1 protein-coding gene is annotated in these 20,266 nt (G+C 48.8%); it reads left to right on the top strand.

The window, feature by feature from the left end:
- Positions 1 to 181: 181 nt before the first annotated feature.
- A complete protein-coding gene (locus tag R7040_RS14735; RefSeq protein ID WP_318096894.1) occupies positions 182 to 20,008 on the top strand; it encodes a tandem-95 repeat protein in 19,827 nt (6,608 codons plus the stop codon).
- Positions 20,009 to 20,266: the final 258 nt, after the last annotated feature.

The following is a 20,266-nucleotide window of genomic DNA, read 5'->3' as shown; positions in this document are numbered from 1 at the left end:
CCACCGCACTAATTGCTTTAATGACAACAAGTAAGGATCTTTATACTGGGTTTTCAAATTTTTTTGTTTTTATGGAACTCGAAAGGTATGAAAAAAGTTGTATAAAAAAGTTGGTTTCTAAAAATGGTGTCCTTTACTGCCTCTAAATACGATCAGTTAGCTAAAAGCAACGGAGGCTGTAATGGCAGGCGACACTAATCAAGAAAAAGACAATGAAAAGCTTAACGATGCGGTAGAGCAAACAGAAACGAAGGATACGGGGACAAAAGAAGAAAAACAGCAGTCGACCGTCTCTTCGACTGTAGCGACCGGTGCTGAAAGCGCAGATGCTGTTGATGAAGCCAATCGTGCGATGGAAGAAAATCCTAGTGGCGCGGGTACGGAAGAAGAAGCAGTGAGCTCGGGTGGCGCAGTTCAAGAAGAGGATACTGAAAGTAGCAGCGACTCTGACGCTGCACAATCCAATGTTGTTGATAGTGTAGCTTCTAGCGGAGAATCAGGTGACGAGGCTCTGGGCAGCGGTGGTTCGGATTCTGGGGCGGGTGCCCAAGCGGTCGGTGGTGGTGATGCCTCTGGCTCTGAAGGTGGTTCGGACGCAGAAGGCAATGAAGCGCAAGGACAAGCGGTACAAACTTCATCTGCGCCAAGTGCTTCTTCAGACTCTGAAGGTTCTCAAGGTGGTGACGAGCTAGATTCAGAAACCACTGAAGAGAGCTTCGCGGTGGATGTACAAGACACCAGCGAAGAAACCACGACGCAAGTAGAAGACGATTTCGACTCCGAAACTACGAGCGAAACGTTCCAAATTAAAGTCGAAGGTGAAAATGACGCGCCAGAAGTAGGGCAAGATCTGGCATACATCATGGATGAAGATGGCACCATTACCTTCACGCAAGAACAACTTCTCGGGTACGCGAGTGATGTTGATGGCGATGATCTTGCCGCATTCAACGTGCAAGTGGGTGCTAATGCATCCGTTGTGGATAATGGTGATGGCACTTATACCGTCACACCTGATACTGATTTTAATGGTGAACTCGGCTTAACGTTTGATATCAGTGATGGTCAAGAAACCATTTCTAGCTCGATTGATTTAACTGTTCGTCCAATCAATGACGCACCAGTGCCTGAAGATAAAACCTTTGAGATTGAAGAGGATGGTACGCTGATCTTCACCGATGCTGACCTGCTTACTGGCGCAACGGATATTGAAGGCGATAACCTAACAGTTGAGGGCGTAAGCTACGACGGTGGTGACGGCATCCTGACCGACAACGGTAATGGGACTTACACTTTTGCGCCAAATGAAAACTTCAATGGTGACGTAAACTTCAGCTTTGATGTGTCCGACGGTACGGATACGGTTTCTGCCAACATTGATGTCAGTGTTACGCCAGTCGATGATGCGCCAGTGTCTGGCAATCTTGCTTACTCGGTGGACGAAGATGGCTCGATTCGTTTGAGTCAAGAACAGTTGTTGTCGCAAGCTTCCGATGTGGAAGGCGATGCACTGACGGCTTCTAACCTTTCGGTAGATGGCAATGCGACGGTGACTCAAAATGACGATGGTAGCTTCACCATCACGCCGGACGCAGATTTCAATGGTGATATCGACATCAGCTTCGATATCTCAGATGGCACGAATACCGTTCAAGCAACCGCTGACCTAACCGTTAATCCAATCAACGATCTGCCTGTTCCTCAAGACCAACAATTCAGTGTGGAAGAGGACGGCACTCTTCAATTTACTGATGCAGATCTGCTTGCAGGTGCTACCGACATTGAAGGCGATGACCTTTCTGTAACGGGAATCAGCTATGAAGGCACCGACGGCGTTCTAACTGACAATGGAGATGGCACATATAGCTTTGCGCCAAATGAGAACTTCAATGGCGATGTGAACTTCAGCTTCGACGTATCTGATGGCACAGATACGGTTTCAGCGAATGTAGATGTGAGCGTCACGCCGGTGAATGATCCTCCGGTGGCTGGTTCAACGTCTTACACGGTTCACGAAGACAACTCTATTACCATTTCTGACGCGCAACTGTTGGCAAATTCTTCGGATCTAGAAGGGGATGTCTCGATTGATAGCGTGAGCTACTCTGGCAGCGATGGTGTGTTGCAAATCAATGGCGACGGTACGTACACCTTCTCTCCAAATGAAAACTTTAATGGTGAAGTGACGCTTGATGTTGTCGTCGCTGATGAAGAAGGCGCAACGGATGTCACCACTGCTGGCATTACGGTGCTGGAAGTGAACGATCCACCAGTCGCAGGACCAACTTCTTACACCATTGATGAAGATTCTGTTCTGACCTTTAGTGAGTCGCAAGTGCTGTTGAATGCCTCTGATGTGGAAGGCGATGTAGAGCTTGTTGGCATTAGCTACGATGGTCCGGATGGCATTTTCACCGTTAACGATGATGGCACGTGCAGCTTCGCGCCAAACGAGAACTTTAACGGGCAAGTTCAACTTGATGTGACCATTCGAGATGAAGATGGAGCAGAAGTTGATACCGTCATCAATGTGAATGTATTGCCAATCAATGATGCGCCAGTATCGGGTGATTTGGCTTACAGCGTTGATGAAGACGGTGCAATTACGCTCAGCCAAGAGCAGCTTCTTTCTCAAGCGTCTGATATTGAGGGCGATGACCTGACTGCTAGCGATTTGACTGTAGATGGAAACGCAACCGTCACAGCGAACGATGATGGCAGCTTCACGATTACACCAGATGCGGACTTTAATGGTGACATTGATATCCAATTCAACATTACAGATGGCACAGACACTATCCAAGCAACGGCGGATCTAACGGTTAATCCAGTTAACGATCTTCCTGTTCCTCAAGACCAGCAGTTCAGTGTTGAAGAAGATGGCACGCTTCAGTTTACCGATGCAGACTTGCTTGCTGGCGCGACCGACATCGATGGCGATAACTTAACGGTTGATGGCATTAGCTACACAGGCAGCGATGGTGTGCTGACTGACCACGGTGATGGTACTTACACCTTTGCACCAAATGAAAACTTCAACGGCGATGTCAGCTTTAGCTTTGGTGTTTCTGACGGTACTGAGACCGTACCAGCCAACGTGGACGTGAGCGTCACTCCAGTGAACGATCCTCCGGTTGCGGGTTCAACGTCTTACACGGTTGATGAAGACAACGCGATTACCATTTCCGACGAGCAGCTTCTGGCTAACTCTTCAGATGTGGAAGGTGCAGTGTCCATCGATAGCGTGACCTATTCAGGCACCGATGGCGTATTCCAAGACAACGGTGACGGCACTTACACCTTCATGCCGAATGAGAACTTCAGTGGTGACATCAGCCTTGATGTGATTGTGGCGGATGAGCAAGGAGCGATTGACGAAACGACCGCAGGCATTACCGTCATTGAAGTGAATGACCCTCCAGTTGCCGGTCCAACGTCTTACACGATTGATGAAGATTCAGTACTGACATTCAGTGAGTCACAAATTCTTGCCAACGCATCTGATATCGAGGGTGATGTAGAGCTTGTTGGCATCAGCTATGAAGGCTCGGATGGTATCTTTACCGTCAATGGCGATGGTACTTGTAGTTTTGCGCCAAACGAGAACTTCAATGGTCAAGTTCAGTTGGATGTGACCATTCAAGATGAGAATGGGGCAACCGTTGATACGCACATCAATGTCGACGTATTGCCAATCAACGATCCACCAGTATCGGGTGATTTGGCTTACACCATCAACGAAGACAGCTCAATTACGCTAAGCCAAGAGCAACTGCTTGCCAAAGCGGGCGATATTGATAGCGAGAACCTTGAAGCCATCAATCTATCGACAGATGACAACGCGACAATTCAATACAACGATGATGGCAGCTACACCATCACACCAGATGAAAACTACAACGGTGACCTAGATCTGACCTTCGATATCATTGATAACGATGGCGGCTCGGTACAAGTTGGTCTGGATATTACGGTTAATCCTGTGAATGACTTGCCACAAGCGCAAGATCAACAGTTCACGGTAGAAGAAGATGGCACCTTGCTGTTCACGGATGCAGACCTATTGGAAGGTGCATCGGATATTGATGGCGATGATCTGTCTATCGAAAACGTTCTCTACACAGGTGCGGATGGTGTACTTACCGACAATGGTGATGGCACTTATAGTTTCGCGCCGAATGAGAACTTCAACGGTGATGTTCAGTTCACATTCGATGTGTCTGACGGCACAGGTTCAACACCAGCATTCATTGATGTCAGCGTGACACCAGTGAACGATCCACCGGTTGCCGGTTCTACGTCTTACACGGTTCAAGAAGACGGTCAAATCACCATTAGTGACGAGCAGTTGTTAGCTAACTCTTCTGATGTGGAAGGCGATGTAGCCTTGGCGAATGTTAGCTACTCTGGTAACGACGGTAGCTTCGTGGACAATGGCGACGGCACATATACCTTCACGCCAAATGAGAACTTTGACGGTAACATTTCTCTCGACGTTACGGTTATCGACCAAGATGGTGCAACGGATACAACAACCGCAGGCATCGATGTTATCGCGGTGAACGACGCACCAGAAACGTCAGGCATTCAAGCGGAGGTGGATGAAGATAACGCCATCACCATCACGCAAGAACAATTGCTTGCGAATGCGACAGACATTGAAGGTGATGACCTTGTTGCCAGCAATCTACAAACCAATGACCCGGATGCGACGATCGTAGCCAATGACGATGGTTCTTTTACCATTACGCACACCGAAAACTTTAACGGTGAGTTGGACTTTACTTACAACATCAGCGATGGCGAAAATGATGTTCTGACCACGTTGGATCTGACCGTTAATCCTGTCAACGATGCGCCAGAAGCGGGCGACGAGATCTTTATTCAAGCGGAAGAAGACCAAACAGTGGGTGTTTCTCTGCGTGAAGAGCCTGCTTTACGTCTCGACCAAGCCCCTGAAAACGGCATCATTGAAGCGAATCTAAATGACGAATGGGTACAGCTAGAAGTCGGGCAGGAGGTTCCTGCAGACACGGAAGTGCGCTTCATTCCAAATGATGATGCATTGGCGAACGGTACGCATACGAGTCAAATTGGTACCTTTGACGACAACGCTAGCCTCGATGATTGGGGTACTGCTGTTGACCCTTACACACGTGAGTTTGTTGATGGTGATTTGAAAGTTACCGTTCAAAGTAATGATGACCCACTCGGTGCGTGGAATGGTAAAACACACATCGGTCACGGTATTGGTGATACTGACCGTCAAGGCTTGAGCGGTGATGAAAAACTAACTGTGACCGTTGAAGGTCAAGATATCAACGAAATCAGCTTCCACCTAGATGGTCTAGGCGGCTGGTTTATGGAAGAGTCTCGCCACTTTACCGAAGTCGAAATTCGCGCATTCAACTCCGATGGTGACTTGATCGACTCGATGACTTACCACAAAGAAGATCGTGGTAGCTATGAGACGGATTACACTCTAACGGTGAACGAGCCGGTGTCTTACTTTGAGCTAGGTACGATTCAAGGTAACGGTACTTACGTGGTTCAAAACATGACGGTTTCGCAAACTTGTCATGATGAAGCGGTGTTCACATCTATTGGCGTGGACGGCACGGAAATCACGGAAACGGTAGAGCTTAATATCCGTGAAGGTGACAGTGAAATCGAACTGACCGCTGACCTGCCAAATGTGACCATTGATACCGAAGGTTCTACGCAGTTTGCCTCTGTGGTAATTACAGAAGAGCAGCTTTTAGCACAAGCGAGTGATATCGATAGTGACGTTCTTGATATTCAAAACCTTGAGCTGGTGGGGGACAACGCGGAGCACGCTACGTTAACCGACAACGGCGATGGTACATGGACAGTCACACCAGATGAGAACTTCTACGGTGAGATTGAGCTGGGTTACCAAGTTACGGATGGTGAACTCACTGACGACAACATCATCAACATCAACTTCGAAGCAGTAAACGATGCGCCAATCGTTTCTGGTCCGATTGTGTTGTCGACTGATGAGGATGTGGGCATTACGTTTAGCGCGGATGATTTGCTTGCCAATGCAAGTGACGTGGAAGGCGATGCGCTGTCTATCTCTGATATCTCTTACAGCGGTGATAACGGTGAGCTTGTCGACAATGGCGACGGCACTTACACCTTTATGCCGAATGAAAACTTCAATGGTGAAGTCGACATCGATTACAAAGTCTTCGATGGCACCGATGAAGTCGATACCCATTTAGATCTGACCGTTATTCCGGTCAACGATGTGCCAGTCCCTGGTGCACCGCTGCATACTCAAATGCTAGAAAACGGCACCATCATCATCGAAGCAAAAGACCTGTTATCAGGTGCGACTGATGTGGATGGCGACATTCTGCATATCGAGAATCTACTGCTTGTTGACCAGTCACAAGGTACGTTGACAGATAACGGCGACAACACCTTTACCTTCGAGCCAACTTCGAACTTCTACGGTGAAGTGAACTTGACCTTCGACATCAGCGATGGTCAAGCAAGTGCACCAAGCACTGCGAAGATCGATGTTGAGATCGTCAACGAAGGTCCAGAGGTTAGCGGTCCAGTTGATGCGGTCGTTGATGAAGATGGCTCAATTACCATCACTCAAGAAGACTTGTTAGCGAACGCGACGGACGTGGATGGTGACAACCTTGAAGCGGTGAACCTATCGACCAACGATCCTAATGCAACTATCGTTGAGAACGCTGATGGTAGCTTTACGATTACACCGAGCGAAAACTTCTTTGGTGAAATCGAATTTACTTATGACGTAACTGACGCGATTGAAACCGTCGCTGCGGATCTAAACCTCACCGTTAACCCAGTGAACGACCTGCCAGATGTGCCTGATTTGTCCTTCACCACAGAAGACGGTGAAGCTATCACGATTACTGAAGCAGAGCTGCTGGCTCAAGCGACGGACATCGAAGGCGATGACCTGTCTGTTGTTAACGTGACGAGTTTAAGCGACACGGTTCAAGTGACAGACAATGGCGATGGCACTTACACATTAACGCCAGAGCAGGGCTTCTTTGGTAATGTTGACCTCACGTTTGATGTGAGCGATGGCACCGATGTGGTGGCGGCAAACATCGACTTGAAAGTTGAGTTCGTCAACGACGCACCAGAAGCAGCGCCAATCGTGGCAGACGTGGACGAGGATGGATCTATCCTCGTGACACAAGAAATGCTGCTTGAAAACGCCAGCGATCAAGATGGTGATGACCTGTACGCAACGGCATTAGAAACCAATGATCCTAATGCCTCTATCGTGGATAACGGTGACGGCACCTTTACCGTTACGCCTTCACAACATTTCAATGGAGACATAGAGTTTACTTATGAAGTAAGCGACGGTGAATTGAGTGTTGCCAATGAAATGACATTGACGGTGAACCCAGTCAATGACATTCCAATTGTTGCGCCTGGCATGTACCACATTGAAGAGGATGGCAGCATCCTGTTCACGCAAGAAGATCTGCTAAGTGGTGCGATTGATATTGATGGTGATGACCTCACTGTTACCAGCATTAATTACTCGGGTGATGAAGGTACTGTAACGGACAACGGTGACGGTACATTTAGCTTCGTACCAGAAGAGCACTTCAGTGGTGACTTGCAGTTCAGCTTTACGGTTTCTGACGGTACTGATGAAGTTGAGCAAGACATTAATGTCCATATCGAAGCCGTGGCAGATGCGCCAGACCTAGTCATCACTGATGGCGATGGTCGAAATGTGGATGATCAAGCAATCTTGGTTGAGCCAGGCGGTATTGTTGAAGTGAACATCGCCGCAGCATTGGTTGACCAAGACTTGTCAGAAACGCTGACTGTGACCGTTGATGGCGTTCCAGAAGGTTCGGTGATCAGCTACGACAACGAAGGGGTACTTAACGATCAAGACAACGGTATCACCAGTTTTAACGATACTGAAATCACGGTTACCTTTGAAGGTGAAACCGCGGGTTACCAAAACGCAGCTGGCTATTACAAAGTTGATGAAGACGGCAATATCACGGGCGTTGAAGTGGTGTACGAAAACGCCTCTCAAGTTGGCGGAGGCGGTGACCTCATTCCGGGACAAGATCAGTTCAGCTTCCAAATCTCGGAAGGGGAAAGCTTCAACCTATTCTTGATTCCTAACGGTCATAACTTCAATGACTTTGCGTCCATGCAAGATGGTCAGTATGAGTTCCGTGCGGCAGATGGCTCTCCTGCGAACATGGATACGGTCGACCCACAACTCGTGTTTGTGGGTGCTGATGGTTCTGAAACCGTGATTCAAAGCCAATTTGGTGATGCAGTCTTCCATGGCGGCACAAGCTCAGAGCTCAACCAAGATGGCATTGAACATACTCGAACTACTGTGAACGAAGACGGTGAACTGGTTTACGGCTTTGAAGATCTCTACGGTGGCGGCGATGCCGATTATAGTGACTTCAACTTCACCATTGATGTAGGTGAAGTGAACAGCCAGATCTACAGCGGTGAAGTAACAGTCGGTCCAGATGGTTCTGTAACGCTTCCAACCACAGCAATTGAACAAGAGCTACAGATTCAATTGCCAGAAGACTTTAACCAACAGCTAGAAATCAATGTAACGGCAACGGCGACAGAGCTATCAAATAATGATTCTGAAACCGTTTCTCAAACCATCTACGTCAATGCAACGGGTGCTCACATTGAACATACGCCTGAAGCATTGCCTGTTTCTGCTGTGGTTGAAGAAGATGGTTCAATCCTAATCACGCAAGAAGATTTGCTCGCTAATGCGCGTGACTTGGATGGAGACCAACTGACAGCACTGAACTTGGCAACGGATGATGAAAACATCACCATCACAGACAATGGTGACGGTACTTACACCTTAACGCCAGATGCGGACTTTAATGGTGACATCACCTTTACGTTCGATGTGTCTGACGGCGATGATGTTGTCTCAACCAACCTTGAGTTATTGGTGTCACCAGTTAACGATGCGCCTGAACCACAAGATCAAGCGTTCACCATTGGTGAAGATGGTGTGCTGACCTTTACTGATGCGGATCTCCTAACAGGCGCTACCGATATTGAAGGGGATGACTTATCTGTTGAGGGCGTCACTTACACAGGCGCGGACGGTGTTCTTACTGACAATGGTGATGGCACATATAGCTTCGCACCAAACGAGAACTTTAATGGCGACGTGAACTTCACTTTCGATGTTTCCGATGGCACGGATACCGTGACGGCGAATATCGACGTAAGCGTGACGCCGGAGAACGATCCACCGGTTGCAGGCAGCACGGCTTACACCGTTCATGAAGACAATTCGATTACCATTAGTAACGAACAGCTGTTGGCTAACTCGTCTGATATAGAAGGCGAAGTGGCGATTGATAGCGTGAGCTACAGCGGTAACGATGGCGTGCTGGAAATCAACGGTGATGGTACGTACACCTTCTCACCAAACGAAAATTTCAGCGGCGAGGTGAGCCTAGATGTTGTCGTTGTCGATGAAGATGGTGCAACGGACTCGACCACTGCAGGCATTACTGTGATTGAGGTAAATGACCCACCAATCGCAGGTCCTACCGCATACACTATCGATGAAGACCAAGTTCTAACCTTCAGTGAATCGCAAGTGCTACTGAATGCTTCGGATGTTGAAGGGGATGTTGAGCTAGTAGGCATCAGCTACGACGGTCCAGATGGCATCTTCTCAGTAAACGGTGATGGTACTTGTAGCTTTGCACCGAATGAAAACTTCAACGGTCAAGTACAGTTGGATGTGACCATTCGCGATGAAGATGGCGCAGAGGTTGATACTTACATCACAGTCGATGTCTTACCAATCAATGATGCACCTGTATCTGGTAACTTGGCGTACAGCGTTGATGAAGACAATTCAATTACGCTAAGCCAAGAGCAGCTACTTGCTCAAGCATCGGATGTAGAAGGTGATGCGCTGACTGCGTCTAACCTAGTGGTTGACGGTGATGCAACGGTTACGGCAAACGACGATGGTAGCTTCACTATCACGCCAGATGCGAACTTTAATGGCGACATTGATATCACGTTCGATATCAACGACGGCAGCGACACTATTGTTGCAACGGCGGACCTAACCGTTAACCCAGTTAATGATTTGCCGCAGCCACAAGATCAAGCGTTCACCATTGGTGAAGATGGTGTGTTGACCTTCACTGATCAAGACCTGTTGGATGGTGCAACGGACATCGATGGCGATGACCTATCGGTAGAAGGTGTCACTTACACAGGCGCAGATGGTGTCCTAACTGACAATGGAGATGGTACCTATAGCTTCGCACCGAATGAGAACTTCAATGGCGACGTGAACTTTACCTTCGATGTTTCCGATGGCACGGACACCGTGACCGCGAATATCGATGTGAGTGTGACGCCAGAGAACGATCCACCGGTTGCGGGCAGCACCTCTTACACTGTGCATGAAGACAACTCGATCACCATCAGTGATGAACAGCTACTAGCGAACTCATCGGATATTGAAGGTGATGTATCGATTGATAGCGTTAGCTACAGCGGCACAGATGGTGTGTTCCAAGACAATGGTGACGGTACGTACACCTTCTCGCCAAACGAGAACTTCAATGGTGAAGTGAGTCTAGATGTTGTCGTGGTCGATGAAGACGGTGCGACGGATTCAACCACCGCAGGTATCACGGTACTTGAGGTGAACGATCCACCAATCGCAGGCGCGACCAGCTACTCAGTGAACGAAGACGAAGTCATCATTATTAGCTCTGAGCAGTTATTGGTGAACGCTTCTGACGTTGAAGGTGAAGTTGCGATTGATAGCGTCAGCTACAGCGGTTCCGACGGTATCTTTACTGACAACGGTGACGGCACATTCAGCTTCGCACCAAACGCCAACTTTGATGGCGATGTGAGCCTAGATGTTGTGGTTGTTGATGAAGACGGTGCAACTGCGGCAACTAACGCAAACATCGATGTATTGCCAATCAACGATGCGCCAGTATCGGGCAACTTGGCTTACAGTGTCGATGAAGACAATTCAATTACGCTTAGCCAAGAGCAGCTTCTTGCTCAAGCATCGGATGTAGAAGGCGACGCGCTAACCGCGACTAACCTAGTGGTTGACGGTGATGCAACGGTCACGGCAAACGACGATGGTAGCTTCACTATCACGCCAGATGCGAATTTCAATGGCGACATTGATATCACGTTCGACATCAACGACGGCACCGACGCTATTGTTGCAACAGCTGACCTGACGGTTAATCCAGTTAACGACCTACCACAGCCAGAAGATCAAGCGTTCACCATTGGTGAAGATGGCGTCTTGTTGTTCACTGATGAAGATCTGCTTGATGGCGCAACAGATATCGATGGCGATGACCTATCGGTTGAAGGCGTGAGCTACACAGGCGCTGATGGTGTTCTAACCGACAATGGTGATGGCACTTACAGCTTCGCGCCAAACGAGAACTTCAATGGCGACGTAAACTTTACCTTCGATGTTTCTGACGGTACGGATACCGTGACCGCAAATATCGACGTAAGCGTGACGCCAGAGAACGATCCACCGGTTGCGGGCAGCACGTCTTACACGGTGCATGAAGATAATTCGATCACCATCAGTAACGAACAACTATTGGCTAACTCATCTGACGTAGAAGGCGAAGTAGCAATCGACAGCGTGAGCTACAGCGGCGCAGATGGCGTGTTCCAAGACAATGGTGATGGTACTTACACCTTCTCGCCAAACGAGAACTTCAATGGTGAAGTCAGCCTAGATGTTGTTGTGGTAGACGAAGACGGTGCAACGGATTCAACCACCGCGGGTATTACAGTACTTGAGGTAAACGATCCACCAATTGCCGGTGCAACTAGCTACTCAGTCAACGAAGACGAAGTCATCACCATTAGCTCTGAGCAGCTATTGGCGAATGCTTCTGACGTTGAAGGTGACGTCGCGATTGATAGCGTAAGCTACAGCGGCTCCGACGGTATCTTTACTGACAACGGCGACGGTACATTCAGCTTCGCACCAAACGCTAACTTCAACGGTGACGTCAGTCTTGATGTTGTCGTTGTTGATGAAGACGGTGCAACTGCGTCAACCAATGCAAGCATCGATGTATTGCCAATCAATGATGCTCCAGTATCAGGTGATTTGGCTTACAGCGTGGATGAAGATGGTTCTATCACTCTCAGCCAAGAGCAGCTTCTTGCACAAGCGGGCGATGTGGATGGCGATGACCTAACCGCAGCGAACCTCACTGCTGACGGCAATGCGACCGTTGTTGCGAACGATGATGGTAGCTTCACTATCACGCCGGATGCAGACTTCAATGGCGACATTGATCTGAGCTTCGACATTACGGACGGCGATGCGACCATTCAAGCCACTGCCGATCTGACTGTGAACCCAGTGAATGACTTGCCAACGGTTGGTCAGCCACAGTTTGTTACGCAAGAAGACACCAGCTTCACCTTCACCGAAGAGCAACTGCTGCAAAATGCAGGTGATATCGATGGTGATAACCTAACGGTTGAAAACGTTGCTTCTGACAGCGGTACTTTGGTTGATAACGGTGACGGCACGTACACCTTCGCTCCGAATGAAAACTTCGATGGCAACGTTAACGTGACGTTTGATGTCAACGATGGCAGCGCAACCGTGCCAGCAGAAGCGAACATTGATGTTCAATCTGTGGTCGATATGCCAGAGCTGTCTATTGCTTCAGACTTGGTGATTGCGTCTGATAACTTCGAGTCTGGCTCGAACGGTTGGAACGCGAACACTGAGAGCTCACAAGGCTTCGAAACGGGCGACATGCTGGGTCGTATTGGTGGCACTGGTGGTGATGAAGCGGTCAGCAAAACCTACGAGATCCCAAGCGATGTCAACGAAGTGAACATCTCGTTTAGCTTCTACGAAATCGATTCTTGGGATGGCGAGTCGTTCCAAATCTTTGTCGGCGGCGAACAGCTAACGACGTTAGAGAACTCAGCGTTCCGTACTCAAGATGGCACGACAACGCTTTACGACTCAGACGGTAACGAAGTGGGTGAAGTGATCCACGGAGCCTCTCAACGTGAAGGCTTCAGTGGTTGGAACGACCAAGCTCACCAAATCAATCTGACGGTTCCTGTCGAGGATGGCGAACTGCAACTCGGCTTCGGTTCAACCTTGAATCAAGACGTTTGGGATGAATCATTTGGTATCGACAACATCGAAATCACGGTAGCGGACGCGGATTACCAAATCATTGGTACCGAAGATACACCAGTGCCGCTTGATATCGATGCAGCGTTAACCGATACCGATGGTTCAGAAAACCTCGCTATCTTGATTGAAGATGTGCCAGAAGGCAGCTCGCTATCAGCGGGTGTTGATAATGGTGATGGTACTTGGTCACTACAACCAGGCGAGCTAGAAGGGCTAGAGTTTATTCCTTCTGCGGACTTCAATGGCGATGTGACGCTAACCGTGAATGCAACCTCTACGGATGTGGATACCGGTACAACGGCGACAGCGACGCAAGATGTGACAATTCATATCTCGCCAACCAATGATGCACCAGAAGTAACGGGTGACATCACTGCAGTCACTGCCGAAGACAACAGCATTACGCTAACTCAAGAGCAGTTACTGGAGCACGCTGTTGATATCGATGGCGATGACTTAAGTGCAATCAACCTGAGCACCAATGATGAAAATGCAACGGTTGAAATGAACGAGGATGGCAGCTTCACCATCACTCCGAGCGAGAACTTCTACGGCGATATTGAGTTTAGTTACGATGTCACGGATGGCGAAGAAGTGGTTGCGGCTGGTCTTGACTTAACAGTAACACCAGTCAATGACGCACCAGAGCCACAAGATCAAGCGTTCACCGTTGGTGAGGACGGTCTTCTTACCTTCACAGACGCAGACTTGTTAACAGGCGCGACGGATGTAGAAGGTGACAACCTAACAGTTGAAGGCGTGACTTACACAGGTGCAGACGGTGTCCTAACCGATAACGGTGATGGGACCTACAGCTTTGCTCCAAACGAGAACTTCAATGGTGATGTGAACTTCACTTTCGATGTGTCAGACGGTACGGATACGACCTCTGCCAACATTGATGTGAGTGTGACGCCGGAGAACGATCCACCTGTGGCGGGCAGCACGTCTTACACCGTACATGAAGACAACTCGATCACCATCAGTGACGAGCAACTACTGGCTAATTCGTCGGATATTGAAGGCGACGTAGACATCAGTAGTGTGACTTACAGTGGCAACGATGGCGTCTTCCAAGACAATGGTGATGGTACGTACACCTTCTCTCCAAACGAGAACTTCAATGGTGAAGTCAGCCTAGATGTTGTCGTAGTCGATGAAGACGGGGCGACGGATTCAACTACCGCTGGCATTACTGTTCTTGAGGTGAACGACCCACCAATCGCAGGCGCGACTAGCTACTCCGTTAACGAAGACGAAGTCATCACCATTAGCTCTGAGCAGCTATTGGCGAATGCTTCTGATGTTGAAGGTGAGGTGGCGATTGATAGTGTCAGCTACAGCGGCTCCGACGGTATCTTTACCGACAATGGTGATGGTACGTTTAGCTTTGCACCAAACCAAAACTTCAATGGTGAAGTGAATCTTGATGTTGTAGTCGTGGATGAAGATGGTGCGACCGCTTCGACGACGGCAAACATTGATGTTCTGCCAATCAATGATGCTCCGGTATCGGGTGACTTGGCTTACAGTGTCGACGAAGACAACTCAATCACCCTAAGCCAAGAACAATTGTTGGCACAAGCAACGGATGTAGAAGGTGATGCACTAACCGCTTCTAACCTAGTGGTTGACGGTGATGCGATGGTTACGGCTAATGACGATGGTAGCTTTACCATTACGCCTGACGCGAACTTCAATGGCGACATTGATATCACGTTCGATATCAACGATGGCAGCGATACTATTGTTGCAACGGCGGACCTAACGGTTAACCCAGTTAATGACTTGCCGCAGCCGGAAGATCAAGCGTTCACCATTGGTGAAGATGGCGTGTTGACCTTCACTGATCAAGACCTGCTTGATGGTGCAACCGATATCGATGGCGATGACCTATCGGTAGAAGGTGTCACATACACTGGCGCGGACGGTGTCCTAACTGACAATGGCGATGGCACATACAGCTTCGCTCCAAACGAAAACTTCAATGGCGACGTAAACTTTACCTTCGATGTTTCCGATGGCACGGACACCGTGACCGCGAATATCGATGTGAGTGTGACGCCAGAGAACGATCCACCGGTTGCGGGCAGCACGTCTTACACAGTGCATGAAGATAACTCGATCACCATCAGTGATGAACAGCTACTAGCGAACTCATCGGATATTGAAGGCGATGTATCGATTGATAGCGTGAGCTACAGCGGTAACGATGGTGTGCTGGAAATCAACGGTGATGGCACGTACACCTTCTCGCCAAACGAGAACTTCAATGGCGAAGTGAGCCTAGATGTTGTTGTAATCGACGAAGATGGCGCGACGGATTCAACTACCGCAGGTATCACGGTACTTGAGGTGAACGATCCGCCAATCGCAGGTCCAACTGCGTACACCATCGATGAAGACCAAGTTCTAACGTTCAGTGAATCACAAGTGCTTCTGAATGCTTCGGATGTCGAAGGGGATGTTGAGCTTGTAAGCATCAGCTACGACGGTCCAGATGGCATCTTCTCAGTAAATGGCGATGGCACTTGTAGCTTCGCACCGAATGAGAACTTCAATGGCCAAGTGTCGTTGGACGTGACTATTCGTGATGAAGATGGCGCAGAAGTCGACACCTATATCACTGTTGATGTATTGCCAATCAACGACGCACCAGTATCGGGTAACTTGGCTTACAACGTAGATGAAGATAACACCATTACATTGAGCCAAGAGCAATTGTTGTCTCAAGCGAGCGATGTGGACGGCGATGACCTTGTTGCTGAAAACTTGCTTGTGGATGGTAATGCGACAGTGACTGCTAACGACGATGGCAGCTTCACCATTACGCCTGATGCGAACTTCAATGGTGACATTGATATCACGTTTGATGTCAGTGATGGTTCTGACACCTTGGTCGCGACGGCAGATCTAACGGTTAATCCAGTTAACGACCTACCACAGCCAGAAGATCAAGCGTTCACCATTGGCGAAGATGGCGTCTTGTTGTTCACTGATGAAGATCTGCTTGATGGCGCAACGGATATCGATGGCGATGACCTATCGGTAGAAGGTGTGACCTACACAGGTGCTGATGGTGTCCTAACCGACAATGGTGACGGCACTTACAGCTTCGCGCCAAACGAGAACTTCAATGGCGACGTGAACTTTACCTTCGATGTTTCCGATGGCACAGATACCGTGACGGCGAATATCGATGTAAGCGTGACGCCAGAGAACGATCCACCGGTGGCAGGTAGCACGTCTTACACCGTACACGAAGACAACTCGATCACTATCAGCGATGAGCAATTATTAGCGAACTCGTCAGATATTGAAGGCGAAGTCGCGATTGATAGTGTCAGCTACAGTGGCGCAGATGGCGTGTTCCAAGACAATGGAGATGGTACTTACACCTTCTCGCCAAACGAGAACTTCAATGGTGAAGTCAGCCTAGATGTTGTAGTTGTCGATGAAGAGGGTGCGACAGACTCAACCACTGCGGGTATTACCGTTCTTGAGGTGAACGATCCACCAATCGCAGGTGCGACAAGTTACTCTGTCAATGAAGACGAAGTCATTATCTTCACGGAAGAGCAACTGCTAGCGCAGTCAAGCGATGTGGAAGGTGACGTGAGCCTAGAAAGCGTCTCTTACAGTGGTAGCGACGGCATTCTAACGGCGAATGACGATGGCACTTATAGCTTCGCACCAAATGAAAACTTCAACGGTGGTGTAAGCCTAGACGTAGTAGTGGCTGATGAAGACGGTGCAACTGCGACAACCAACGCGAACATTGATGTATTGCCAGTCAACGATGCTCCGGTATCTGGCGATTTGGCATACAGCGTCGATGAAGACGGTTCAATCACATTGAGTCAAGAGCAGTTACTGGCTCAAGCGGGTGACGTAGACAGCGATAATCTAGAAGCGGTGAACTTAACCGCGGTTGCCAATGCAACCGTTGTTGAGAACCAAGATGGTAGCTTTACGATTACGCCTGATGCGAACTTCAATGACGATATCGACCTAAGCTTCGACTTGATTGATAACGATGGTGCGAGCGTGGAAGTGGGCGTTGACCTAACGGTGAACCCAGTTAACGATGCGCCGCAATCAACGCCAGTGAATATTGCTGGCACCGAAGATACCACCATTCTTATCACGCAGGACATGTTGCTTGCTAACGCGACAGACATCGATAACACCTACGATGAACTGTCTGCTGTCGACCTAGTGATTGATGAGCAATACGGTGACTTGCTAGACAACGGTGATGGCACTTGGTCATTCACTCCGGCAGAGAACTTCAATGGTGATGTGCCAATGTCGTTCGGCGTCAGCGATGGTGATTTAGTTACGCCGGTTGAAGGCAATCTAAACGTCGAAGCGGTTAACGATGCACCAGAAGCGCCAACCATCCAGATGCAAGGCGAAGAAGATGTGGTCATGGTGATTGACCCAGCTTACATCGCTGATCAAGTTACGGATTTTGATGGTGACGAAATCAGCGTAGAAAGCATCACGGTTCGTGCTCCTGCAAGCGCGACATTAACTCAGCAACCAGATGGTATGTACCACTTGGTGACCACTCAAGACTTTAATGGTTTGGTGGAACTGGGCTACACCGCGACGGATGGTGAAGAAGTGGTTGAAGGCTCGTTGAATGTGGATGTTATTCCAGTCAACGATGCTCCATTCAATGTGGGTAATGCCTTTATGGCAACCGACGAAGATGGCGCATTCACCTTCGACGCTGGCGACCTGATGAACTTGTTCGGCGATATCGATACTGAAAACCTAGTCGTATCACGCATTATCACCGCAGAAGGTGAAGATGGTGGTGAGGTAACAGACAACGGTGATGGTACTTGGACATTTACACCGACTGGCGATTTTGCAGGGGTTTCTGACTTGCAAGTTGTGGTAAGTGACGGTGAGTTTGAAACAGTACTTGATGTACCAGTGTTTGTTCGCCCTGTTGCGGATGGCGCGGTCATCACAACCGACCATGATGGTCCATTAGTCTTCGGTGAGGACGAAACGGGTCACCTAGGCTTGAATGTCGGTCTAATCGACGATTCAGAAACGCTAAGTAACCTAGTGATGACTGGTTTCCCTGTTGGCTTCGAAGTTACGGATGGTGTGAACACCATTACCATTACGGAACCGGGTCAATACATCGACTTGAACGAGTGGGATATTTCAGACTTGCAAATGACGCCTCCGGCTGACTTTAATGGCGAGTTCTTCGTAACCGTGACCGCAACAACGGTGGATTATGGTGACGAGCCAGAAGAGTTCGAAGATGGTATCGATTCAGGTGACTTCGAAACCCTAGCGGGTGAACCCGTTATCCTAACCGCTGATGACCTAATCGGATTGGCAGAAAACGTAGACGCTGACGCGGGTGATGAAGTGAAATTCGTTCATCTAGCTGATCGCAGCCAAGGTGAGATAGTCGATAACGGTGATGGCACATGGACATTCAATCCAGCACCAGGCTTTACTGGTGAAGCGGATATCGCGTACGTGATTGATAAAGACGGTGTGCTTCATGATGAGCAAACAGGCGTGGTCGTGAAAGAAGACGCACCACAAGAGAATGCTTCTCCAGAAATTGACAGCATTTCTACCACAGAAATGGCAGCGGATGGCACCTTGTCGTTCACCAGTGATGACATGCTATCGACCTTGAGCGATGCAGAAGGCGACAGCTTGAGCATTGAGTCAGTGAGCCTAATGGAAGGTCAAGGTGTGATAGAGACCGATAACCAAGGTAACTACCAATTCACACCAGCAGAAGGCTACACCGGAGATGTTCAAGTTGGCTTCATTGCAAGTGACGGTGAAAACCGCATTGAGAGCTTCTTTAATGTCGACATCCAAGGTGAAGGTGAAACCACAACCAGCGAAGGCTACGCACTGGCTGATGATGGTTCACTAACACTAACGGAAGCGCAGCTGATTGATGAGCTTGGCATTAGCCCTTCTGCAGAAGTGTTGGATGTCGCCGATGCAAACGATGCTGGTTTCTTTGCGAAATCAGGTGATGAAGAGTGGACATACTGGCCGAACGATGACTTCGATGGCAATTTGGCTATGGATGTTCAGGTCAACGATAACGGTGAAGTATCGACTCAGAATCTGAGCATCCAAGTTGCGGACGATTCAGCGCAAAGCGACGAGCCACAAATCCAAACTGCTCAAGCATCATCAGAGCAGCAAGTCGGCGAAGCGCAACAGCCTGAAGAGCAAGCAGCAAACGGTGCAGACAGTGAAGAGGAGAGCGCAGCTGATGTGACTGCAGCACCAGGCGATACTATTTCTATCTCGGTTCCAGATGAGGTCAGTGGTAACGAATCGGTGGATTATGCAGAAATGTCCGGTCTACCTGATGGTGCATCGGTAAGCAACGCACTGGATAATGGCGATGGTAGCTTCACATTAAGTGGCAACCTCAACCAACCAGTATCAGTTGACCTACCAGAAGGTTACGAAGGTACGAGCGAAATCCAATTCCAAGGTTACGACGAATTGGGCAGCGCAGTAGAAGGTGCGAGTGGCACAGTTGAAGTTGAAGTCGATGATCAATACACCATGCAAGGTTCTGCTCAAGATCAGCAACCAGATATGGCGGGTATGGAATCTGGCGGCAGCGACTGGACAAGTGCAGGAGGTCAAGATCAAGGTGTTGACTTCACGGATGACTCTGGCAGCTTCGACTCGGATACTCAAACGGGTACTGACCAAGGCAACGATTTCGATCAAAGCTCAATGTAACCAGTCCTAGACGAGGGCAGTGTCATTGCTGCCCAAACCAAAGCCATGCAGAGCCTACTTTGCATGGCTTTTTTGTTGGGCTTCTTTCTATGAGCTCTAGAAAAAAACTTGGAAATTGAAAAAAGTATTCTTAGCTAGTTTATACCCAAGTAACCTCGAGATGTTAGGTTCAGCGAGAATGGCTTGGTTTGTAGACGCGGCGGCGATTTAAAGATCTAGTGGGTCTAAATCAAGAATCGACAACAAAGTATACAAACC

The organism is Vibrio sp. 1069 (assembly GCF_033340555.1).
Note: the sequence above shows the minus strand (reverse complement) of the source record. Positions and strands in the feature narration are given on the sequence as shown.

Bases quoted from the DNA above. Each gene is read 5' to 3' on its own strand.
- R7040_RS14735 (WP_318096894.1), top strand. From the start codon at position 182: ATGGCAGGCGACACTAATCAAGAAAAAGACAATGAAAAGCTTAACGAT.